This is a genomic window from Nocardioides hwasunensis, from assembly GCF_014779665.1.
GTDB classification, from domain to species: domain Bacteria; phylum Actinomycetota; class Actinomycetes; order Propionibacteriales; family Nocardioidaceae; genus Nocardioides; species Nocardioides hwasunensis.
This window is the reverse complement of sequence record NZ_JACXYY010000008.1, coordinates 252,784-274,266: the sequence shown is the minus strand read 5'-3', so window position 1 is coordinate 274,266 and position 21,483 is coordinate 252,784. Positions and strand designations below refer to the sequence as shown.

Here is a 21,483-nt window from a genome sequence, read left to right as displayed (position 1 = left end):
CTCCTGCCGGGACGTCCGGCGGGTGGTCGACGTGCACGAGTCCGGTGACGTTCGGTGACCTGGTCGATGGTGAGTACACGCTCGACATCCGTGCGGTGGATGCGGCCGGCAACACCGGCCCGATGACGTCGCGGTCGTTCACCGTCGACACCGTGGCGCCCGTCAGCCGAGTCGTCGGCGCGAACAGTGGCACGGTCGTGGGATCGAGCGTGTCGTTCCAGTTCGTCACCGACGACGAGGCGGCCGGGACCGAGCTCCAGTGCCGCCTGCTTGCCCAGGGCGACACCACGACGCAGTTCGCGCCCTGCACGTCCGGCCAGGCGTCCTACGGCGCCCTGGCCGACGGCACCTACACCTTCGAGGTGCGTGCGGTCGACGCCGCGGGGAACGTGGGCCCGGTCGTCAGGCGCTCGTTCGTCGTCAACGTGGGTCGACCGACCATCACCGCCAAGCTCAGCAGCGCCAAGGCGCCGACGTCGTCGGGCTGGTATCGCACGCCCGTCACGATCGAGTACACGTGCGACGGTGCCGGCAGCGCGCTCGTGGCTCCCTGCCCCGCCCCCGAGGTGGTGCGTCGCGGGTCGACCAACCGAGCCGTCACGCGGACCATCGGCACCGTCGATGGCGACACGGCGACGGTGACGGTGACGGTGAGCGTCGACCGACGCAAGCCGAAGGTGTCGGCCACCGGCTTCTCCACCAAGCGCACCTACTCCCAGCGGCCCGCCGTCGGGTGCCGTGCGCGGGACAGGCGATCGGGCGTGCGCTCCTGCACCGCCCGTGTGTTCATCAGCAAGGACCGTCGCTGGGTGGTGGTCAGGCTCCGCGCCACCGACGTCGCCGGCAACGTCAGGGCGAAGACCCTCCGGGCACCCTTCGACCCGGCACGACGCACCCGCTGAGGTGAGCGGTCGTGGTGGACCTGCCGCAGGTCCACCACGACCGCCTCGCTCGGACGGCGCCGCACGCGGGCCGGTGGCCCGACCTGCAGCGGAGCGCAGACCGGCCGCGAGGGCGGGCGGCGACGGGGGTCAGCCCTCGCGGGCGGGTGAGCCGTTGATCCGCACCCGGTCGGCGCGCATGCCGTGCTCGACGCCCCAGAGCACCGCCTTGGAGCGGGAGTCGACGTCGATCTTGCGATAGGCCGAGCGGATGTAGGACTTGATCGAGTTGAGCGAGAGCAGGGTGCGCTCGGCGATCTCCTGGTTGCTCAGCCCCATGGTGATGAGCGAGAGCACCTCGGCCTCGCGAGCCGTGAGGCCCTCCTCGCGACCCGGCCAGTCGCCACCGACCAGCGGCGAGCGCCCGCGCGAGGGCGAGACCACGACCTGACCGGCGGAGATCGACTGCAGCGCCTCGACGAGTCTCGCGGCCGGCAGGCTCTTGGAGAGGTAGCCGCGGACGCCCTGGTTGAGGGTGTCGCGGGTGAGCCAGGGCTGGAAGTTCCAGGTGTAGACCGCCACCTGTCGCACCTGGGGGCTGCCGACCAGCTTCTCCACGACGGGCCCGTTGCCCTGCCCCATCCCGAAGGTGTCGTAGAGGGCGACGTCGACCGGTGCGGTGACCATGCGTCCGGCGGCCAGCTCGACGACCTCGACCCGGTGGCTGTAGCTGCGCAGCATCGCGTCGAGGCCCCGCACGACGACCTCGTCGTCGTTGACCAGCGCGACTCGAATCACCATGGCCTCAATCTACTGCGCTTTATGTATGTTGAGGCGTCGGTTCGACGGATGGGGGCGAGGTGCGGGAGAGCGCGACGATCGAGGACACCCGTACGGGCGGTCTGGGAGTCCGGTGCGAAGGAGTGGTCCACCTCTACAAGACCTTCGGCGGCCACGACGTCGTCGCCCTGCGCGGTGTGGACCTCACGATCCGACCCGGCGAGCGCGTCGCGTTCCTCGGGCCCAGCGGCTCCGGCAAGTCCACCCTCCTCGCCCTGCTCGGGGGGATCCAGAAGCCCAGCGCCGGCAAGATCTACCTCGGTGACGAGGAGGTCTCCCGGATGGGCGAGCGCTTCCTCGCCCGGATCAGGTCGCGGCAGGTCTCGACCATGCTGCAGGGCGCGACGCGCAACCTGCTCCCCTATGCCACCGCCCGCCAGAACATCGCCTTCGCCCGGCTCTCCCTCTCCGCAGCCGAGCGCAGCGACGCCCTGGTCGACACCGAGCTGCTCGACCGCGTCGGGCTGCTCGACCAGGCCGACCAGGTCGTGTCCACGATGTCGGGCGGGCAGCGCCAGCGCCTCGCCCTGGCCTGCGCGGTGTCGACGTCGCCGCGCCTGCTGCTCGCCGACGAGCCGACGAGCCAGCTCAGCCACGCCGACCGCGACCACGTGCTGCACCTGATCCACTCCCTCGGCGACGACTTCGGCACCACGATCGTGGTCGTCACCCACCAGCCCGAGGTCGCCGCGACCTTCCCGCGCACGGTCACCATGAAGGGCGGCCGCGTCGGCGCGGAGGGCCACGGCGGCTCCGAGTACGCCGTGGTCGGCGAGGACGGCGTGCTGCACCTGCCCGGCCACATCGCCGCGGAGTGGCCCCCCGGCACGCTCGTGCGGTTCGAGGACGACGAGCAGGGTCGGATCATCGTCACCCGCGCGAGCAGCGAGGGAAGCGCTCCGTGAGCCACCGCGCCGACACCGGACCGGAGCCTGCCGCGGGGAGGGCAGCACTCCGCCTCGAGGCGATCACCTACGTCGCCGGGCGCACGCTGCTCGACGACGTGAGCGTGACCTTCCCGGCGGGCCGGCTGACCGCGCTCTCCGGGCCCAGCGGGTCGGGCAAGACGACCCTGATGTCGATCGCGGGCGGTCTCCTGCAGGCCACCTCGGGCACCGCCGAGCTCGACGGCCAGGACATGTGGACCGGCAGCGGCGACCCCCGACCGGAGGTCGCGTTCGTGCTGCAGGTCTACGGCCTCGTGCCGATCCTGTCGGCCCGTGAGAACGTCTCCATCGCCCTGCGAGCCCGCGGCGTGGCGCCTGCCGACGCCGACGAGTCCGCCGAGGCCGCGCTCGCCCGCTTCGGCATCGCCGACCTGGGCGAGCGGCAGGTCGAGGAGCTCTCGGGCGGGCAGATGCAGCGCGTGGCCTGCGCCCGCGGCTTCGTCGTCGGCGCCGGTGTGCTCCTGGCGGACGAGCCGACCTCCGAGCTCGACGAGGGCAACCGGGCCGTCGTGCTCGCCGAGCTCCGCGAGGAGGCGGCGCGCGGTGCCGTGGTCGTCGTCGCGACCCACGACCCCGCGGTCGTCGACGCGTGCGACCTCCACATCGCCCTCGACGAGGGCCGGGTCGTCCGGTGAGCACCGACCGCGACCGGACGAGGTCGGGTAGTTGAGCCGTGTCCTGCGCGGGGCGTGGAGCCGTCGCGGCGCCCTGACGACGCTGGTGCTGATGGCCCTGGTCGTCGTGGGCGGCACCGTCCTGGTCCTGCAGTTCGCCGAGGCGGCGCACACGTCGCGGTGGCTGGCGGCGCCCCTGCTCCTGATCGGCGCCGTCGCCGTGCCCAGCATCGGGGCCGAGCTGGCGGTCGCCCGCCGCGAGGAGATCGGCCTGGCCCGCCTGCGCGGCATCCACGGGCTGCGCCTGTGGCGGTTCCTGCTCGTCGAACCCCTGCTCGCGATCCTCGTCGGCACGGCACTGGGCCTGGCCGTCGGCTCCTTCGGCACGGTCGTCGCGACCCGCACCTGGCTCGCCGCGACAGCGCCCGCCCTGGAGCAGCGCGCCGTGCTCGTCGCCCTCGCCATCGCCGGCGCGGGGCTCCTCATCGTCGGGCTGTCGGCTGCGGCCGCCCTCCGCGAGCCGCTGGCCGTCCAGGTCGCGGCACGCCGACGCCCCCGCCGCGCGACCACGCTGACCGTCTTCCTGAGCGTCCTGGTCCTGGTCGGCACCGTGGTCGCGGCGTACCGCAGCCGCGATGCCGCCGGTGACCCCGACCTGGTCGTGCTGCTCGGCCCGGCGCTGGTCGGGCTGGCGCTCGGCCAGGCGGCCATCTGGGCGGTCCGCCTCGCCGCGCGCGGTCTGACCCCGACGACACAGGCGCGCGGTGTCGGGGCGTTCCTCGCCGCCCGCCGGCTGGCGCGTGCCGACGACCTCGTCACGCCCGTCCGGCTCGTCGTCGCGGCGGCCGTGGTCGGCGCCCTCGCACTGAGCGGCTCGGTGGCCGTCGACGGCTGGACCCGTGAGCAGACCGCGATCGACGTCCCCGGCGCGCGCACGATCGACGCCACTGCGCTCGGGGCGCTCGGCGCCGTCGAGCTCACCGACCGGGTGGACCCGGAGGGGGAGCACCTCCTCGCCACGGCGATCGTTCCCAACGAGGGTCGCCTCGCCGAGCGTCGTGCCTACGTCGATGCCGACAGGTGGGGCGCCGTGGTCGGCGACTTCTACGACGGCACTCCCGCCGGCGCCGCGTCCTCCGAGGTGGAGCGACTGCGCACCGACACCCGTCCCCTGCTGGTCGTCGGTGACCGGCTCACGGTCGACGCCACCGCGCTCCAGCTCCCGGTCCCGCCCGCCCAACGGCCGGTCGTCGGCGGCTCGGCGCCGCCGCCGGTCAACGGCTTCGTCGTGGCCGTCTCCTACGTGAGCGTGGGCAACGTCTCGGGCACGGCCACCGTGACGGTCCGGATGGACCGGGTGGGCAGGCCCGCGCGGGCGACCACACGGGTCCGCGACTGCGTCGACGGGTGCTTCGTCAACGGCTTCGAGGTCTCGCGCGACCTCAGTGGGATCTACGGCATCGACCGGTTCCGGGTGCTCGCGTCGTCGATCCGGTTCGGCGACCACGACCTCGCCCAGGACGTCTGGGTGCCCGACCCGCTGTCGGTGGACGCGGCGCTGGGTGACCGCTACCTCGACCCGGACCAGATCGACCGCAACGTCCTGGTCAACCGTCCCGACGGACTCCAGCTGTCGTTGCTTCCCGCCAGCAGCCTGCGGCTGCTCGACCAGTCGCTCGAGGACGACGTGCCCGCCCTCACCACCCGGGCCTCGCAGGAGCTGGACGCCGCCGGCGACGCGGACGACGGAGGCCCGACCGTGCTCGACCTCGGCGGCGACGACCGGCCGGCCGACGTCATCGGCGTCGACGACGTCCTGCCCCTCGTCGGCACGGTCGGCGTGGTCAGCGACCTCCGCACCTCCGCCGCCGGTGCGGGCCGCACCGTCCCCTCCGCAGAGGTGCAGGTCATCGCGGCCGACGGGACCCCGCAGGCGATGCTCGACGAGGTGGGCGCGGCCACCGACACCTCGTGGCGCACGTTCGGCACCGTCCGCAGCTCGCTGGGGGAGCGGTACGGCGGCGCCCAGTCCGTGGCGTACGCCCTCACCGCCCTCGCCTGCGCACTCGTGGCGCTGCTCGCACTCGGCGCGGGGGTCGCCCGGCACCTGCGTGACTACCGCCGCGACGTCGCCTCCCTGCGCCTGCTCGGCATCTCGATGGGCACCGCCCGCCAGGCGGGGCGTGCCGAGCTGGTCAGCCTGACCGGTCTGGTGCTGGTGGCCGTCACGGCGGGCGGCTGGCTCGCCGTCCGCCTGCTCCTCGGCGGCCTCCCGCTGCTCACCGTCCCGGTCGCCGGGCTGCCGCTCGACACCGCGCCGCACGCGTGGCCGCTGGCGATCCCGGCGGTCGTGTCGGCCGCGGCCGTGGTGCTGGTCGGTGGTCGCGCCCGCGCCGTCCGTGCGACGAGCACCCGGCCGAGCCAGCTCCGCGAGGAGGAGCGCTGATGACCCAGCTGTTCGGGGCCATCGTCCGCGGCCTCCGCGCGCGCGCCCTGCTGTCCGCCGGCTCGGTGCTGCTCACCGCGCTGGCCATCGGGTCGGCGGTCCTCGGCCCGATCTTCGCCACCGCGGTCACCAACTCCTACGTCGTCTCCCGGCTGCGTGAGGCACCGCCGTCACTCACCGGCATCAGCCGGGTCTTCACCCCGAGGAGCCCGACGACCGTCGCCGACGCGTCCCGGGACGCCGTGGCCGGGTCGGAGTCGCTCGACGACGGCCCGTGGGGCGACACCGTCGCGATCGCGGAGTCCGCGAAGTTCAAGGCACTCCGTGGCGTGGTGCAGTTCTGGTCGCGCGACGGGGCGTGCGACGTCCTCGTGGTCACGGGTCGGTGCCCCGAACGTCCCGGTGAGGTGCTGATGCTGGCCAAGGCCGCCGAGAGGACCGGCGCGACGATCGGCGACCCGATCGACCTCGTCGGCTTCGAGCCGCCCGAGCTCGAGGCGCTCGCGGTGCCGCGACCGCCCCTGCGTTCGATGACCGTCGTCGGCACCTACACCACCCCCGCCGACGCCGCGGACTGGTTGGAGCCGCGCCGCCTCACGCTGACCAACGAGGCCTCCAGCCGCACCGGCTACACGCCCTTCTCCCCCGGCCCGCTCATCACCACGCCCGAGACGATCGAGCAGCTCGGTGACTGGACCGTGCGGGTGGACACCTTCCTCGACGTGCCGGCCGACATCACCCCGGCCGAGCTCGAGGTGGCGGCCCGGTCCGCCGCCGCCATCCCGGACGACGCCCCGATCAAGGTCGCGGGAGGGACGCTCACCGACGACGACACCAACGACCTCGCCTCGGTCGTGCGGGAGGTCGAGTCGCAGCAGGGCACGGCCCGCAGCTCCATCGCCCCGGCCGTCCTGTCGCTCGTCCTGGTCGCGCTGGCGCTGCTGATGCGCCTGCTCAACGCCGCCAGCGAGCTGCGCGTCCCCGAGCTGGCACTCGCCTCCCTGCGTGGGCTGTCCGCCCGTCGCCTCTGGGGTCTCGGGCTGGCCGAGCCCGTGGCACTGCTCGTCCTGGCCGCACCGATCGGCGTCGGTCTGGGCGTGGGGACGGCCCTGCTCCTGGTCCGCCAGTGGCTCGTCCCCGGCCTGCCGCTACCGGTCGTCACCACCAGCTGGGTCGCAGCCGTGCTGGTGCTGGTCGCGGCCTTCGCCGTCGCATGCGTCGCGGTCGGCCTGGTGGTGCGCGAGTCGCTCGCGTCCCAGCTGGCGGGCGTACGCCGTCCGGTGGCGGCGCGGCGCTGGTCGGTGGTCGCGCAGCTCACGCTGGTGGCGCTGGCCGGGTCGATCCTCGTCAGCAAGCTGTCCGACGCGGGACAGGGCCAGCCCGACGTGACCGACCTCCTGCTGCCGGTGCTGCTGGCGGTCGTCGCCGGTCTCGCCGCCACCCGCCTGACGTCCCAGCTGGCCACCTGGTGGACGCGCCGTTCCCGTGGGCGCTCGTTGAGCGGCTTCGTGTCCTCGCGTGCGATCTCGCGCCGGCAGGAGGGCACGCTGGTCATCTTGCCGATCACCGCGGCCATCGCCGTGGCCGTCTTCGGCGCCGGGGTCTACTCCTCGGCCGCCGACTGGCGCACCAGCGTGGCGGCGACCGTCTCGCCGGCGAGCACCACCTGGCACTCGCCGGTCACCTTCGCCGAGACCCTCGAGCTGACCCGGCGCATCGACCCCGAGGGCGAGTGGGTGATGGCCGCGGGGTCGGTGCTCAACCCGGGGGCGGCCTTCTCCGTCGTCGACAGCAGCCGGCTGGCGCGGGTCGCCACCTGGCCGCCGACCTGGAGCCCGGGGATGAGCGTCGAGGAGGTGGTGGACGCCATCAAGCCGCCCGGCACCGTCCCGACGTTCGCCGGGAGGCGGATCTCCGTCACCGTGGACAGCGAGGTCGAGTCGGAGCGTCCGCTCTCGCTCGAGGTGCGGTTCGGCAGTCGTGACGGCATCCCGCTCAAGGTCTACCTCGGTCCCTTCGGCCGCGGCGAGTCCACGGCGTCGGCCCGGGTCCCGTGGTGCTCGGACCTGCCGTGCCCGCTCGAGGGCCTGACCCTCGGTGGCGGCGCCGGCACCAACACGGCGATGTCGGGGACGGCCTCCATCATCGCGATCGAGGCCGACGGCGAGCCCGTGCCGGGGGCGCTCGACGGTGCCGACTGGGTGGCCACCCCCGACCCGGCCGTGCGGTCGGCGATCACGCGCCTCGAGGACTCCGCCGACGGCATCGACCTCGATCTCGACACCGGCGACTCGGTCGGCATGGCCCGGCTCACCGCGGGTGGGATCGTCGAGAACCGGCCCGCACTGGCCGGGCCGAAGGTGCGGCAGACCGCGATCGCCAAGCTCGACGAGGGCTACGGCCTGATCCGCGTCGACCCGGTCGGCCAGATCGAGGGCATGCCCTTCGTCGGTCCGGCCGGGCTGCTGGTCGACTATTCCTCGTTCATCACCGACCGACCGGTCTACAACAGCAACCTCGACACGCGGGTGCTGCAGCGCGCCGGGGCACCCGCCGAGGTCACCGAGGCGCTCTCGGCCGCGGGCTTCAGCGTCGAGACGACGCTCGCTGCCGAGCAGCAGGTCCTCAGCCAGACCGCGTACGCACTGGCGCTCCGGCTCTACGCCGTGGTCGCCGCACTGGTGCTGGTGATGGCGCTGGCCGGGCTGTTCGTCAGCGCGGCCGTGCAGCTGCCGGCCCGCCGTCGCGACGCCGCCGCCCTGCGCGTGGTCGGGGTGCCCCGCCGCTCGGTGATGGTCGCCGTGGTGCGCGAGCTCGCCGTCGTGCTGGGCAGCGCCGCGGTGGCCGGCATCCTGGCCGGGTCGCTGGCGCAGTACGTCGTGCTCCGCTCCATCACGCTCGGCTTCGCGGAGGGGCTGGCGACCCCGGCGCTCGTCGCGACCATCTCGCCCCTGCGGCTGGTGGTGCTGGCGCTGCTCGCCGCGGCCGTGCTCGGCGCCGTCGCGCTGGCCAGCGCGACGATGACCGTGCGCGGGGCGCGCGGCTCGACGCTGCGTGAGTCGGCGCGCTGACTCGAGGCGATCAGGGGCAGCAGGGATCGAACCGGAAGCCGACGCCGCGGATCGTGCGGATCCACTCGTTGTCGGGAGCCGCGCTGCGCAGCTTGCGGCGCAGGTTGGCCAGGTGCACGTCGACGACGTGGGTGCTGTCGGGCACGAACTCGGTCGCCCAGACCGCCCGCAGCAGCTCCTCGCGCGGCACGACGACACCGGCGTTGACGACGAGGTGGGCGAGCAGGTCGAACTCGGTGCGGGTCAGGTCGACCTCCTGACCGGCGACCAGCACCTCGCGGGCACCCCGGTTGAGGGTGAGATGGTCGCAGCCGATGGTGAGCGACGGCGCCACGGCCACCGCCACCGCCGACGAGGCCGGGGCGTGGGTGCGCAGGGCCGCGGCCGCGGTCGTCGTCGCCGACTCGCTGGCGAAGGCGTCCGAGCTGCGCGGGCGACGGAAGAGGGCGGCGACCCGGGCCTGGAGCTCACGCATGGAGAACGGCTTGACCAGGTAGTCGTCGGCCCCGACCTCGAGCCCGATCAGCCGGTCGACCTCGGCGGTGCGGGCGCTGACCACGATGACGTAGCAGTCGCTGACGAGCCGGATCTGGCGGCACACCTCCACGCCGTCGATGTCGGGCAGCGAGAGGTCGAGCGTGACCAGGTCGGGCCGGTGGTCGCGGATGGCGGAGAGGGCGTCGGTGCCGGTGGTCGCGACGACGACGTCGAAGCCGGCCTGGTCGAGGAGGCCGGAGATGGCGTCGGCGACATCGTGGTCGTCCTCGACGACCACTGCTGTGCGCTCATTCATCATCAGTCAAGCTCCCGTTGACGATCAAACTACCCGGGGCATGATGACGGCAAACCTCATGACGAGGCTGCTGCTGCGACATCGATCCCCACGGCTCGTCGTCGCACCCGGCCACCCGGGTCCCCACTGCGTACAACGCCGAGCCCTCACCGATGTTATGTGGTGAGGGCTCGGCGCGTGGCCGAATCCACCGGCGCGTGGCCGCGGCGGATCAGAAGTCGAGGCCCTTGGCCCAGTCCTCGGAGTCGATGCGGGCCACCAGGTAGGGCCCGCCGCCGGCGCGTCGGTCCGGCCGGCCCCCCTCGCGGTCCATCCGGTAGCCGATGCCGCGAATGGTGTGGATCCAGGTCGCGTCGGAGTGCCGGCGCAGCTTCCCGCGGAGGTTGGCGACGTGCACGTCCACGAGGTGGTGGTCGTGGGTGAGCGCGCTGCTCCAGATCGCCAGCACCATCTCCTCGCGCGTGCAGACGCGGGACAGGTGGGTGGCGAGGTACTCGAGCACGTCGTACTCGATCCGGGTCAGGTCGACGATGTCGCCTTGGACCTGGACCTCGCGCCGGGCGGAGTTGATGACCAGACCGGCACCGCAGTTGATCGTGCTCGGCTCGTCGGCGGGCCTGGCCGGGCTCGGTACGTGCGGCGTGTGGGCCGCAGCGTCCTCGGTCCCGCCGCCCGAGCGGGGTCGGCGGAACAGCGCCGCCACCCGGGCCCGCAGCTCGCGCGGCGAGAACGGCTTGAGCACGAAGTCGTCGGCTCCGACCTCCAGGCCGATGAGCTTGTCGACCTCGTCGGAGCGTGCGGAGACGATGACGATGTAGCAGTCGCTGGTCTCGCGGATGCGGCGGCAGACCTCGATGCCGTCCATGTGCGGCAGGGTCAGGTCGAGCGTGACGAGGTCGGGCGGGTCGGAGGCCGCGATCCCCACCGCGGCCCTTCCGTCGGGCGCCGAGGTGACGCGGAAGCCCGCGCCCTCGAGTGTCTCCACCAGCGCCGACGAGATGTCCGGATCGTCCTCGACGACCAGAGCATGAAGTTCTTGCACGTGATACCCCCACTGAATGCTGAAGCAGGGACCCCACGTCCCCGCCGTGGCGCCGCCCGAGCGGGCGTCGGTCGATGTTAGTGGCAGGTTTGCCTCAAATACAGTCGTGCTACCCCCCAGGGTGACCCCGGTCTAGACCGGGCGTTCCCGGGGATCCCTGGGTGGTGCGTCACGGTCGAGCTGGGGCTCCCAGGTCGATGGCACGGTTGACCCAGACGCTGTTGGTGCTCATCCCCACCCGTTCGTAGAGTCCGCGCGCGCCGGTCCGTGAGTCGGTGCTCAGCTCGGAGGTGGTCGTGCCGCGGGCCCGGGCCTGGGCGAAGGAGTCCACGAGGAGCGCCTGGGCCAGCCCGCGGCCGCGCTGGTCGCGGCGCACCGCGAGGCGGTCGACGTAGCCGGTGCGACCGTCGTCGGAGACCAGCACGAGCGAGACGCCGACGACGGTGCCGGAGGGATCGAGGGCGACCCGGAGGTTCCAGGGCTCGAAGCCGGGCCGGCCGGTGGTCGCGGCCTCGAAGTCCTCGTAGGGCTCGCGGTCACGCTCGGACCACTCGAGGAACGCGTCCTCCAGCACGTCGTGGGCAGCGCGGACCTCGTCCGGCTCGGCGGCGCGGACGGCGTACCCGTCGGGCAGCGCGCGCTCGGGGATCGCTGTGCCCTCCGGCAGGCGGAGCACCCAGCTGGTCCAGCGCACCCGGAAGCCGAGCGTCTCGAGCAGCCGGTCGCCGGGGGATCCCTGGGGCACCGGCATCCCGACGACCGTGGAGCCGAGGCTGCGGCCGAGGTCCTGCAGCCAGTGCGCCAGCCAGGTCCCGATGCCCCGACCGCGGTGGGAGGGGAGCACGGAGGTGTCCGCACGGTCGGCGCCCATCAGCTCGGCGTACGCCACCAGGGTCTCGCCGTCCCACACGCCGATCGAGCGGGAGCCGAGGTCGTGGCTGGGACGCGCCCAGTCGCTGACGATGTCGGACTCCTCGATCGCGACCTCGCCGACGTCCTCCTGCTCCTGCGCGGCCATGAGGACGAAGACGGCGTGCGCATCGGACGTCCGGAGCGGTCGGGTGCTGAGACCGTCGGGGAGCTGTGCCGGATCAGGGGCAGGCATGGGGAGAGTGTGCTGCCTCACGTATGCCGGTGTCGCGGGCATTTCCACCCCGCGCGGAATCCCCGTTTCACGCCTGAAGCCCTACCGTTGTCGGGTGAGTGACGACCAGCCCGTGGCACCCCAGCAGACCTTCACCGACCTCGGCCTCGCGCCGGAGGTCCTCAAGGCGCTGACCGACGTCGGCTACGAGACCCCGTCGCAGATCCAGGCGCTGACCATCCCGCCGCTGCTCGAGGGTCGCCACGTGGTCGGCCTGGCCCAGACCGGCACCGGCAAGACGGCCGCGTTCGCGCTGCCGATCCTCTCCCAGCTCGACCTCTCCCAGAAGACGCCCCAGGCGCTGGTGCTCGCCCCGACCCGTGAGCTCGCGCTCCAGGTCTCGGAGGCCTTCGAGAAGTACGCCGCGCACATGAAGGGCGTGCGCGTCCTGCCGATCTACGGCGGCCAGGGCTACGGCGTCCAGCTCTCCGCGCTGCGTCGCGGCGTGCACGTGGTCGTCGGCACCCCCGGTCGCATCATGGACCACCTCGAGAAGGGCACGCTCGACCTCTCCGAGCTGCGCTTCCTCGTCCTCGACGAGGCCGACGAGATGCTGAAGATGGGGTTCGCCGAGGACGTCGAGACGATCCTCGCCGACACGCCTGACAGCAAGCACGTCGCGCTCTTCTCAGCGACCATGCCCGCCCAGATCCGGCGGATCTCCAAGAAGTACCTCGAGGACCCGGTCGAGATCACCGTCAAGAACAAGACCTCGACGGTCTCCTCGATCACCCAGCGCTACATGATCGTGTCCTACCCGCAGAAGGTCGACGCCCTCACGCGCATCCTCGAGGTCGAGAACTTCGAGGGGATGATCGTCTTCGTCCGCACGAAGAACGAGACCGAGACGCTGGCCGAGAAGCTGCGCGCCCGCGGCTACTCCGCGATGGCCATCAACGGCGACGTCGCCCAGGTGCAGCGCGAGCGCACGATCAACCAGCTCAAGGCGGGCAAGCTCGACATCCTCGTCGCCACCGACGTCGCGGCGCGCGGGCTCGACGTCGAGCGGATCAGCCACGTCGTCAACTACGACATCCCCACCGACACCGAGTCCTACGTGCACCGCATCGGCCGCACGGGTCGAGCCGGCCGCACGGGCGACTCGATCGCCTTCGTCACCCCGCGCGAGCGACACCTGCTGCGCGCGATCGAGAAGGCCACCCGTCAGCCGCTCACCCAGATGCAGCTGCCGACCGTCGACGACGTCAACGCCACCCGGCTCTCGCGCTTCGACGACCAGATCACCCAGGCGCTGACGCAGCCCGAGCGCATCGACTTCTTCCGCGACGTGGTCGCCCACTACATCAGCGAGCACGACGTGGCCGAGGTCGACGTGGCCGCCGCCCTGGCTGCGGTCATGCACGGTGAGCAGCCACTGCTGCTCGAGCCGGAGCCCGAGCCGCGCAACCGCTCCTTCGAGGAGCGCTCGAGCCACGGCGGCAAGGCCGACCGCGCGCCACGCGAGTCCCGCAGCGGTGCGCCGATGGCGGCGTACCGCATCGAGGTCGGCAAGCGGCACAAGGTGGAGCCCCGCCAGATCGTCGGCGCGCTCGCCAACGAGGGCGGGCTGTCGCGCGGCGACTTCGGCTACATCGCGATCAAGCCGGACTTCTCCGTCGTCGAGCTCCCGGCCGACCTGCCGCCGGGCACCCTCGACCGGCTCGCGGCCACCCGCATCTCGGGCAAGCTCATCGAGATCAAGCCCGACAACGGCCCGCCGCGCCACCGTCCCTCCGGCCACCGCAAGGGCGGCTCCGGCGGCTACAAGGGCAAGCACCCCCGCGACTGACCTCGGGGCCACCGTCGGCTGGAGTCACCGGATATCCGGTGACCGCCCCGGTTTGCACCCGAGATCCCGGATGCAAACCGGGAGACTCGGGTGCAAAGGGTGTCAGGCGTCGACGAGCTCGCGCTCGCGTGCAGGCGTACGACGACGCGTCAGCAGCGCGTCGACCGAGAGTCGGCCGGGTCCGGTGCCGGCGAGCACCAGGCCGAGGGCGCCAAGCACCATGACCAGCTCGTAGCCGCCCTCGCCGGCGAAGAAGGCGTCACGGTGCACGAACCACCAGGCGCCGGCCATGTGGGCTGCCCACAGGACGCCGATGAGCGGGGTGAGGGCGCCGAGCAGGACGAGCACGCCGCCGCCGACCTCGATCGCGATGGCGAAGAGTGCGGCCGCGCCGGCGGCGGGGATCCCCATCGCCTCGAAGCCCTCCGCGGTGCCGCCGAGGCCGCCCTGGTCGAGCTTCTGGAGACCGTGGGCGATCATCGTCGCGCCGAGGGCCAGGCGGCCCACCAGCAGGGCGATGTCGGCCACGGGAGTGGTGCGGGGATGGATCGTCGGGATCTTCACGGGTTCCTCCGAGATGGTTGACGGTTGAACCATCGACCCTAGGGGCCGAAGATGTGAGGAACCTGTGAGCCACGGAGTGCGTCACCCGTCACGTGCGACGACCTCCCCCTTCCCCCCGGTGCAGGGGAGGAAGGGGGAGGTCGGCGAGGGGTCAGGCGTTCTTGACGGCCGAGACGTCGAACTCGAGCTTGATCTTGTCCGAGACGAGCACGCCGCCGGTCTCGAGCGCGGCGTTCCAGGTGAGGCCCCAGTCCTTGCGGTTGATGGTGGTCTCGCCCTCGAAGCCGACGCGGGTGTTGCCGAACGGGTCGACGGCCGAGCCGGTCTGCTCGAACTCGATCGTGACCGGCTTGGTGACGTCCTTGATGGTCAGGTCGCCGGTGATCGTCCAGTCGCTGCCCGACCGGGAGACCTCGGTCGAGGAGAAGGTGATGTTCGGGTAGGTCTCGGCGTCGAAGAAGTCGCCGGACTTGAGGTGGCCGTCGCGGTCCGCGGTGCCGGTCTCGACGGAGGCGACCTCGATGGACAGGTCGACCTTCGAGCTCGACGGGGTGGCCTCGTCGATCTTCGCGGTGCCGCTGAAGGCGCCGAACTGACCGCGCACCTTGGTCACCATGGCGTGGCGGGCCACGAAGCCGAGGCGGCTGTGCGTGACGTCGAGGGCGTAGTCGCCGGTGATGTCGTCGATGGCGGTGGTGGGTGCGTCGAACTCTGACATGGGAGCTGCTCCTGTGAGGTGGGCGAACGGGTTGGTAGAAAGTTCAACCACGATAACGGACGAGTGCCGCTCTTCATTCCCGCGGTCGCGAGGAAGTTGCCGCACCCCGCACGTGCCGCGAGCCACGCCCCGGTGGGGGCGTGGCTCGGCGTGGTGCGTCGTGGTCGTGGGTTCTCGCGCTCAGGCGGCCTTGCTGTGGGCCGCGGCGGCGGTGGACCAGCGTGCCTCCATGTGGGTGCGACCCGACGCATCCGTGACGGCAATCCACGTGCAGACCGGCGCTTCGGTCATCGTCTGCTTGCTCATGTGACACCTCCCGTTCACTTTCTGTTCACCCAAGGTAGCACGTCCCCACCTGCGCACACACCTTTCGCTCGAAGAAGGCCGATCTGCTCCACCTGAGGGGGTGTGAGCAGCCGAGAAGCCGCCTTCTGCTCCACTTGCGACGGACATGACCGACGCACGCGGGCCTCTGCGCCCGTTGTCGGACCCGATCTGCCCGAATTCGGGCAGGAAGTTGCCGTTCGGTCGGCGCGGGGCGCACCATCTCCGGGTGCCCGACCCCGCTCTCGTCTCCCACGTCGTCGCGACCACGTCGCTGACGCCCGGTGAGGCGGCCCGCGTGATCGAGGACGTGGTCGCGTTCCACGCCCAGACGGTGGAGGACTACGTCCGCACCCGGCACGCCCACCTCAAGACGTACGGCGCGAAGAATCCCGAGATCTTCGCGCGCATCGCCGAGGAGCTGGCCGAGCGCGTCGTCGCCGCGCCGCAGCTCTCGGAGCGACAGCTGCGTCGGATCATCTACGGCTGACCACGTGGTCTCGAGGCTCGCTGCGCCCGCACCTCGACCACCGACACGAAGGAACAGACAGCATGTGTGGAATCGTCGGCTACATCGGCCGCCAGGACGCCGCTCCGGTCGTCCTCGAAGGACTCACCCGCCTCGAGCACCGCGGCTACGACTCGGCCGGGGTCGCCGTGCTCGGCACCCGCGGCATCCGCGTGGCCAAGCAGGCCGGGCGCGTCCGTGAGCTCACCGAGGTGCTGCCGAAGCGGTTCGCCGGCACGACCGGGATCGGCCACACCCGGTGGGCGACGCACGGCCCGGCCAACGACGTCAACGCCCACCCGCACACCGACGAGTCGGGACGGGTCGCGGTCGTGCACAACGGGATCATCGACAACGCCGCCGCCCTGCGTGCCGAGCTCGGTGACGCCGGCGTCACGCTCGTCAGCGACACCGACACCGAGGTGCTCGCCCACCTGGTCGCGCGCAGCGACGCCGACACCCTCGAGGGCAAGGTCCGCGACGCGCTCGCCGTCGTCGTCGGGACCTACGGCCTCGCGGTGCTGCACGCCGACTTCCCCGACCGCATCGTCGCCGCCCGCAACGGCAGCCCGCTCGTGGTCGGGGTGGGGGACAAGGAGATGTACGTCGCCTCCGACCTCGCTGCGATCGTGCGCCACACCACGACGGTCGCGATGCTCGACGACGGGGAGATGGCCACGGTGACGTCGGCCGGGTTCACCACCGTGCGGCACAGCGACCTCGCCTCGACCGGCAAGACCGCGACGCAGGTCGACGTCGACGCCTCGGCGTACGACGCCGGTGAGCACGAGTCCTACATGCGCAAGGAGATCCTCGAGCAGCCGACGACCGCCCAGGCGGTCCTGCGGGGTCGCCTGGACGACCGGTTCGGCACGGCGCACCTCGGCGGCCTCGACATGGACGCCCGCGACCTGCGCGCGGTCCGACGGGTCAAGATCCTCGGCTGCGGCTCGGCCTACTACGTCGGCCAGATGGGCGCGGGGCTCATCGAGGAGCTGGCCCGGATCCCCGCCGACGCCGAGGCGGCGAGCGAGTTCCGCTACCGCGACCCGGTCATCGAGCCCGACACCCTCTACGTCGCGGTCAGCCAGTCCGGCGAGACCATCGACACGCTGCTCGCCGTGCAGGAGGTACGCCGCAAGGGCGGGCGCTGCGTCGGCCTGGTCAACGTCGTCGGCTCGGCCATCGCGCGCGAGTGCGACGGCGGCATCTACCTCCACGCCGGTCCCGAGGTCGCGGTGGCCAGCACGAAGGCGCTGACCAACATGTTCCTCGGCTTCGCGCTCCTGGCGCTCCAGCTCGGTCGGGTGCGTGACCTGTCGATCGCCGACGGCAAGCGGCTGGTCGCCGGGCTCGAGCGGCTGCCCGCGCAGATCGAGGAGGTGCTGGCGACCGAGAGCGAGCTCGTCGAGGTGGCCCACGTGCTGGCCGAGGCGCAGAGCCTGTTCTTCATCGGTCGGGTGCGCGGCTTCCCGGTGGCGCGCGAGGGTGCGCAGAAGTTCAAGGAGATCAGCTATCGCCACGCCGAGGCCTACCAGACCTCCGAGCTCAAGCACGGCCCGCTCGCGCTGATCGACCCCGACGTGCCGACGGTCGCCCTGGTGCCGAGCGACGAGCTGACCGAGCGCAACCTCGGGGCGCTGCACGAGATCGCCGCGCGCAGCGGCCCCCTGGTCGTGGTCACCCACGCCGACGTGGACCTCGGTGGGATCGACGCCCGCCGGGTCGTCGTGCCCCGCAACGAGCCGGAGCTCGACCCCATCCTGCTGACCATCCCGCTGCAGCTGCTGGCCTACCACGCGGCGCAGCACCTGGGCCTCGACATCGACAAGCCGCGCAACCTGGCCAAGTCGGTCACGGTCGAGTAGGTCGGAGGGGTCCCGAGACGGACTGGGCGCCCCTTGCTGCATGGGGTCAGCAAGGGGCGCACCGTGGAGAACGATCCCACCTGGTCCGTGGTCCTGTCCGAGCTTCTCCGCAAGTCCCGCCTGTTTTTGGGCGTCCGCTGGATCACAGGTGAGGCAGCGCCCTCGCCGGAGTACGTCGTGAGGCCCTGACGAGTGCCAACGCGCGCTCGGCGTGGGGTCCTGTGGCACGGCGGTCCGCCTCGACCAGGCCGACGCGTGTACGCCGGTCGAGCAGGTCGTCGACGTCGTGCGCGCCCTCGTGGGTGACGCCGAAGACGAGCTCGGCGAGGGTCACCGGCACCGTGTCGGACAGCGGCGCGAGCAGCTCGTCGTCCGTCAGTCCGGTGACCGCGCGGGCGGCGTCGAGGACCAGTGGGGCGTCGGTGCCGAAGCGGCGTACGAGCCGGGTGGGCGCGTCGAGGCCTCGCAGCTGCGCAGGAGACCCGGCGCCGAGCAGCGGGAGGCCGGCGGTCCGGCACGGACCGGCTGCGAGACGACCGGACCCGACCAGTGCGTCGAGGGCGTCCTGGGCCATCCGGCGGTAGGTCGTGAGCTTGCCGCCGACGATCGTGGTGACGCCGGTGGCGGACGTGAGGATCGCGTGGCGTCGCGAGAGGTCGGCGGTCTCGTCGGTCCCGGCCACCTCGAGCAGCGGCCGCAGCCCGGCGAAGGCGCCGACGACGTCGGCGCGCGTCGGCGGGGTGGTGAAGGTGGAGGCGACGACCTCGAGCAGGAGGTCGACCTCGTCCTCGCTCGGCACCGGCACGTCGGGGAGCGGGCCGTCGGCGGGCACGTCGGTGAGCCCGACGTAGATCGTGCCGTCGGGCTGCGGGAGGACCATCGCGAAGCGGGCGCTCGTGCCGGGGATCGGCACCATCACCGCGACCCGGGTCTGGGGCAGCGAGGAGCCGCGCAGGACCAGGTGGGTGCCCCGGCTCGGGCGGAGCCGGACCTGCTCGTCGAGGTCGCCGGCCCAGACGCCGGTCGCGTTGACCACGGCCCGTGCGCGGACGGCGTACGTCGTGCCGGTGAGCTCGTCGCGCACCTCGACGCGGGTGCCGGTGGCCGAGGTGACGCGGGCGCGCGTGCGCACCTCGGCGCCGTACGACGCCGCGGTGCGGGCCACGGTCGTGACGAGCCGGGCGTCGTCCTCGAGCTGCCCGTCCCAGGCGAGCAGCCCCCCGCGCAGGGTGTCGGCGCGCAGCGACGGGGCGAGGTTGAGGGTCTCGGTGACGTTGAGCCGGCGCGGTCGCGGGAGGGTGCGGGAGGTGGTGTGGGCGGTGCGGCGCAGCAGGTCGCCGGCGTGGAGGCCGCCCCACGTCAGCGCCGCCTTGCCGCGGGTCATCGCGTCGTCGACGGGTGTCAGCATCGGGAGCGGGTGGACGAGGTGCGGAGCGGTGACGTCCATCAGGATCCCGCGCTCGACGGCGCTCTCGTGGGCGATCGCGAGCTGGCCCTGGGCGAGGTAGCGCAGGCCGCCGTGGACGAGCTTGGACGACCAGCGCGACGTGCCGAAGGCCAGGTCGTGGGCGTCGACGGCCAGCACGGTGAGGCCGCGGGTCACCGCGTCGAGCGCGACGCCGGCACCTGTGATGCCGAGGCCGACGACGACCACGTCGACCTCGTCGGGGATGCCGACGAGGCCGGGGGCGATGCGGCGCCCGATGCTCACCGCGGCGCCAGGTAGGAGGAGACGAGGTGGAGGAGCTGACCGTCGAGCACCTCCAGGCCCAGGTCGGCGTCCGTCATGGTCAGTGCCGAGAACACGAAGCCCTGGCCCGACAGCATGAGAGAGCGCGCCATCAGCCGCGCGTCGCCCCCGCGGATCGCGCCCGACTCCTGGCCGCTCGCGATCTCCGCGGTGAGGATCTCGAGCAGCGCCTCCTGCGAGCGGCCGCGGCGGTGGAGGAGGTAGGGCAGCAGCAGGTCGGGGTCGAGCTCGACGATGCGCACGAAGAGCTCGTTGTCGCGCAGCGCGCGGACGGTGCTCAGCGCCGCCGCCGCGATGCCGTTCGGCGTCGTGGTGTCGCCCGCGGCCTCCGTGGTCGCGGCGGCGACCCCGACCCACTCGCGGGTCATCAGGTCGCCCAGCAGCGAGCCCATGTCGGGCCACGCGCGGTAGATCGTCATCCGCGAGACCCCGGCCCGTCGGGCGACCTCCGTCAGTGTCGTGCGCCGCCACCCGACGTCGAGGATGCAGGCGCGCGCAGCGTCGAGGTATCCGTCGAGCCGTGGGTCTCCGACCTCGCGACCGGTGTGACGAAGTGACGACATGTGTCACACTGTAACGCATGACCCCGCGAACCGCCGTCGAGATGCACCCGCAGCGCTGGGGCGACCCCGCCGTCGCGGCTCGTTCCGAGCTGCCGGAGTCCGCGCTGGGGCTGGTCGAGCTGGCCTTCGGTCTCCAGGACCGGCCGCCGGTCAGTGGAGCCACGCCGCCACCGAGCGCCCTCGACGCCGCACTGCTCGACGGGCTGCGCGCGATCGTGGGCGAGGAGCACGTGCTGCTCGACGACGAGACGCGCGCGCTGCGCACGCGCGGCAAGTCGACTCCCGACCTGCTGCGCGCCCGCGCGGGCGACCTCTCGGACGCGCCCGACGCGGTGGTCCGTCCCGACGGTCACGCAGCGGTGACGGCCGTGCTGGCGTGGGCGAGCGAGCACCGGGTCGTCGTCGTGCCGTTCGGCGGCGGGACGTGTGTGAGCGGCGGCCTGGCCGCGCGACGCGACGGCTTCACCGGGCTCGTCAGCCTCGACCTGGTGCGGATGAAGCGGCTGCTGGCCGTCGACGAGGTCTCGATGACCGCCACCCTCGAGCCCGGTCTGCGCGGTCCCGAGGCCGAGGCGCTGCTGGCCGAGCACGGGCTGACGCTCGGGCACTACCCGCAGTCGTATCTGCACGCCTCCATCGGCGGCTTCGCGGCCACCCGCTCCAGCGGTCAGTCCAGCGCCGGCTACGGCCGCTTCGACGCGATGGTCGTCGGGCTGACAGCCGCCACCCCGACCGGCTCGCTCGACCTCGGGTCCGCGCCCGCCAACGCCGCCGGCCCCGACCTGCGCCAGCTGCTGCTCGGCTCGGAGGGTGCCTTCGGCGTGATCACCTCGGTGACCCTGCGCGTCCGCCGGGCGCCCGCCGTCACGACGTACGAGGGGTGGCGGTGGCCGTCCTTCGACGCCGGCTCCGACGCGATGCGGACCCTGGCCCAGGCCGGGCTGCTGCCGACGGTCATCCGGCTCTCCGACGAGACCGAGACCGCGATCAACCTCGCCGATCCCGGGTCCATCGGCGGCACCGAGGACCCCGGCTGCCTGATGATCACCGGCCACGAGGGCACCACCGAGCAGGTCGCGGACCGGCAGGCCGCGGTCACACAGGTGCTGGCCGACCTCGGAGGCACGCCGCTCGGCACCGGGCCGGGCGAGAAGTGGGTGCACGGCCGGTTCGAGGCGCCCTACCTCCGCGACGCGCTGCTCGACCACGGCGTGCTCGTCGAGACGCTCGAGACCGCGACGTTCTGGTCGAACCGCGAGCGGTTGTACGCCGAGGTGAAGGCCGCGCTGACCGCGTCGCTGGGCGAGGGTTCGCTGGTGCTCTGCCACGTGTCGCACGTCTACGAGACCGGCTGCTCGCTCTACTTCACCGTCGCCGCCCGGCAGGGTGACGACCCGCTCGCGCAGTGGCACGTCGCCAAGGCCGCGGCGAGCGAGGCGATGATCGCCGCCGGCGCGACGATCACCCACCACCACGCTGTCGGCACCGACCACCGGCCATGGCTCGCACGGGAGATCGGGGAGGTCGGCGTGCGCGTGCTCCGCGCGGTCAAGGCCGAGCTGGACCCGGCCGGCATCCTCAACCCGGGCGTGCTGGTCCCGTAGTCGCCGCGGTTGAGCAG

At 72.6% G+C, this 21,483-nt stretch carries 18 protein-coding genes; 9 read left to right on the top strand and 9 right to left on the bottom strand.

The window, feature by feature from the left end; translation table 11 throughout:
• A partial coding sequence (locus IEZ25_RS19165) for an Ig-like domain repeat protein (RefSeq protein WP_224749283.1) occupies positions 1–902 on the top strand: 902 nt, incomplete at its 5' end.
• 129 nt (positions 903–1,031) lie between these two features.
• Here IEZ25_RS19165 and IEZ25_RS19160 read toward each other — a convergent pair.
• Positions 1,032–1,682, bottom strand: coding sequence for a response regulator transcription factor (locus IEZ25_RS19160; RefSeq protein WP_191201064.1), 651 nt, complete (start codon positions 1,680–1,682; stop codon positions 1,032–1,034).
• Between the two features lie 59 nt (positions 1,683–1,741).
• Between IEZ25_RS19160 and IEZ25_RS19155 the strand changes: the two genes are divergently transcribed.
• Genes IEZ25_RS19155 through IEZ25_RS19140 form a run of 4 tightly spaced genes read left to right on the top strand, consistent with a single transcriptional unit; the run spans position 1,742 to position 8,799 of the window.
• Positions 1,742–2,626: an ABC transporter ATP-binding protein gene (locus tag IEZ25_RS19155; RefSeq protein WP_318152342.1), complete on the top strand. Its 885-nt coding sequence runs from the start codon at positions 1,742–1,744 to the stop codon at positions 2,624–2,626.
• On the top strand, positions 2,623–3,303 hold the full coding sequence (locus IEZ25_RS19150) for an ABC transporter ATP-binding protein (protein WP_191201063.1): 681 nt from the start codon (positions 2,623–2,625) through the stop codon (positions 3,301–3,303). The genes IEZ25_RS19155 and IEZ25_RS19150 overlap by 4 nt, the downstream gene beginning before the upstream one ends.
• Positions 3,304–3,334: 31 nt before the next feature.
• Positions 3,335–5,728, top strand: a complete 2,394-nt coding sequence (locus IEZ25_RS19145; protein ID WP_191201062.1) for an ABC transporter permease — start codon at positions 3,335–3,337, stop codon at positions 5,726–5,728.
• Positions 5,728–8,799 (top strand): FtsX-like permease family protein, encoded by a 3,072-nt coding sequence (locus tag IEZ25_RS19140; protein WP_191201061.1) that lies wholly within the window; start codon positions 5,728–5,730, stop codon positions 8,797–8,799. Before IEZ25_RS19145 ends, IEZ25_RS19140 begins: the two co-directional genes overlap by 1 nt.
• Positions 8,800–8,809: 10 nt before the next feature.
• On the opposite strand, the gene IEZ25_RS19135 is transcribed toward IEZ25_RS19140, so the two are convergent.
• From IEZ25_RS19135 to IEZ25_RS19125, 3 genes are all read right to left on the bottom strand, one after another.
• A complete protein-coding gene (locus IEZ25_RS19135; protein ID WP_224749282.1) occupies positions 8,810–9,592 on the bottom strand; it encodes a response regulator transcription factor in 783 nt (260 codons plus the stop codon).
• Positions 9,593–9,803: 211 nt separating this feature from the next.
• Positions 9,804–10,634 carry a response regulator transcription factor gene (locus IEZ25_RS19130; RefSeq protein WP_318152341.1) on the bottom strand — a complete coding sequence of 277 codons (831 nt, stop codon included), beginning with the start codon at positions 10,632–10,634 and terminating at the stop codon, positions 9,804–9,806.
• A 169-nt stretch (positions 10,635–10,803) separates the two neighbouring features.
• Positions 10,804–11,739 (bottom strand): GNAT family N-acetyltransferase, encoded by a 936-nt coding sequence (locus IEZ25_RS19125; RefSeq protein ID WP_191201059.1) that lies wholly within the window; start codon positions 11,737–11,739, stop codon positions 10,804–10,806.
• A gap of 94 nt (positions 11,740–11,833) precedes the next feature.
• Here IEZ25_RS19125 and IEZ25_RS19120 point away from each other — a divergent pair, with 94 nt between their 5' ends.
• Positions 11,834–13,567, top strand: coding sequence for a DEAD/DEAH box helicase (locus IEZ25_RS19120; protein WP_318152340.1), 1,734 nt, complete (start codon positions 11,834–11,836; stop codon positions 13,565–13,567).
• 102 nt (positions 13,568–13,669) lie between these two features.
• On the opposite strand, the gene IEZ25_RS19115 is transcribed toward IEZ25_RS19120, so the two are convergent.
• The 3 genes from IEZ25_RS19115 to IEZ25_RS21960 form a co-directional block, all read right to left on the bottom strand.
• Positions 13,670–14,131 (bottom strand): DoxX family protein, encoded by a 462-nt coding sequence (locus tag IEZ25_RS19115; RefSeq protein WP_318152339.1) that lies wholly within the window; start codon positions 14,129–14,131, stop codon positions 13,670–13,672.
• A gap of 151 nt (positions 14,132–14,282) precedes the next feature.
• The gene (locus IEZ25_RS19110) at positions 14,283–14,849 is read right to left on the bottom strand and encodes a YceI family protein (RefSeq protein WP_191201056.1); all 567 of its coding nucleotides are present in this window, start codon (positions 14,847–14,849) and stop codon (positions 14,283–14,285) included.
• A 180-nt stretch (positions 14,850–15,029) separates the two neighbouring features.
• Positions 15,030–15,155, bottom strand: coding sequence for a hypothetical protein (locus tag IEZ25_RS21960; protein WP_263575257.1), 126 nt, complete (start codon positions 15,153–15,155; stop codon positions 15,030–15,032).
• A gap of 247 nt (positions 15,156–15,402) precedes the next feature.
• Between IEZ25_RS21960 and IEZ25_RS19105 the strand changes: the two genes are divergently transcribed.
• Complete coding sequence (locus IEZ25_RS19105; protein ID WP_191201055.1) at positions 15,403–15,663, top strand: hypothetical protein; 261 nt, start codon at positions 15,403–15,405, stop codon at positions 15,661–15,663.
• Positions 15,664–15,725: 62 nt separating this feature from the next.
• A complete protein-coding gene (gene glmS, locus IEZ25_RS19100) occupies positions 15,726–17,549 on the top strand; it encodes a glutamine--fructose-6-phosphate transaminase (isomerizing) (protein WP_191201054.1) in 1,824 nt (607 codons plus the stop codon).
• 142 nt (positions 17,550–17,691) lie between these two features.
• On the opposite strand, the gene IEZ25_RS22395 is transcribed toward glmS, so the two are convergent.
• Both IEZ25_RS22395 and IEZ25_RS21665 read right to left on the bottom strand, forming a co-directional pair.
• Positions 17,692–19,260, bottom strand: a complete 1,569-nt coding sequence (locus IEZ25_RS22395; RefSeq protein WP_318152338.1) for a glycerol-3-phosphate dehydrogenase/oxidase — start codon at positions 19,258–19,260, stop codon at positions 17,692–17,694.
• Complete coding sequence (locus IEZ25_RS21665) at positions 19,257–19,862, bottom strand: TetR/AcrR family transcriptional regulator (protein WP_224749280.1); 606 nt, start codon at positions 19,860–19,862, stop codon at positions 19,257–19,259. Before IEZ25_RS21665 ends, IEZ25_RS22395 begins: the two co-directional genes overlap by 4 nt.
• 17 nt (positions 19,863–19,879) lie before the next feature.
• Between IEZ25_RS21665 and IEZ25_RS19090 the strand changes: the two genes are divergently transcribed.
• On the top strand, positions 19,880–21,466 hold the full coding sequence (locus IEZ25_RS19090; RefSeq protein WP_191201052.1) for an FAD-binding oxidoreductase: 1,587 nt from the start codon (positions 19,880–19,882) through the stop codon (positions 21,464–21,466).
• Positions 21,467–21,483: the final 17 nt, after the last annotated feature.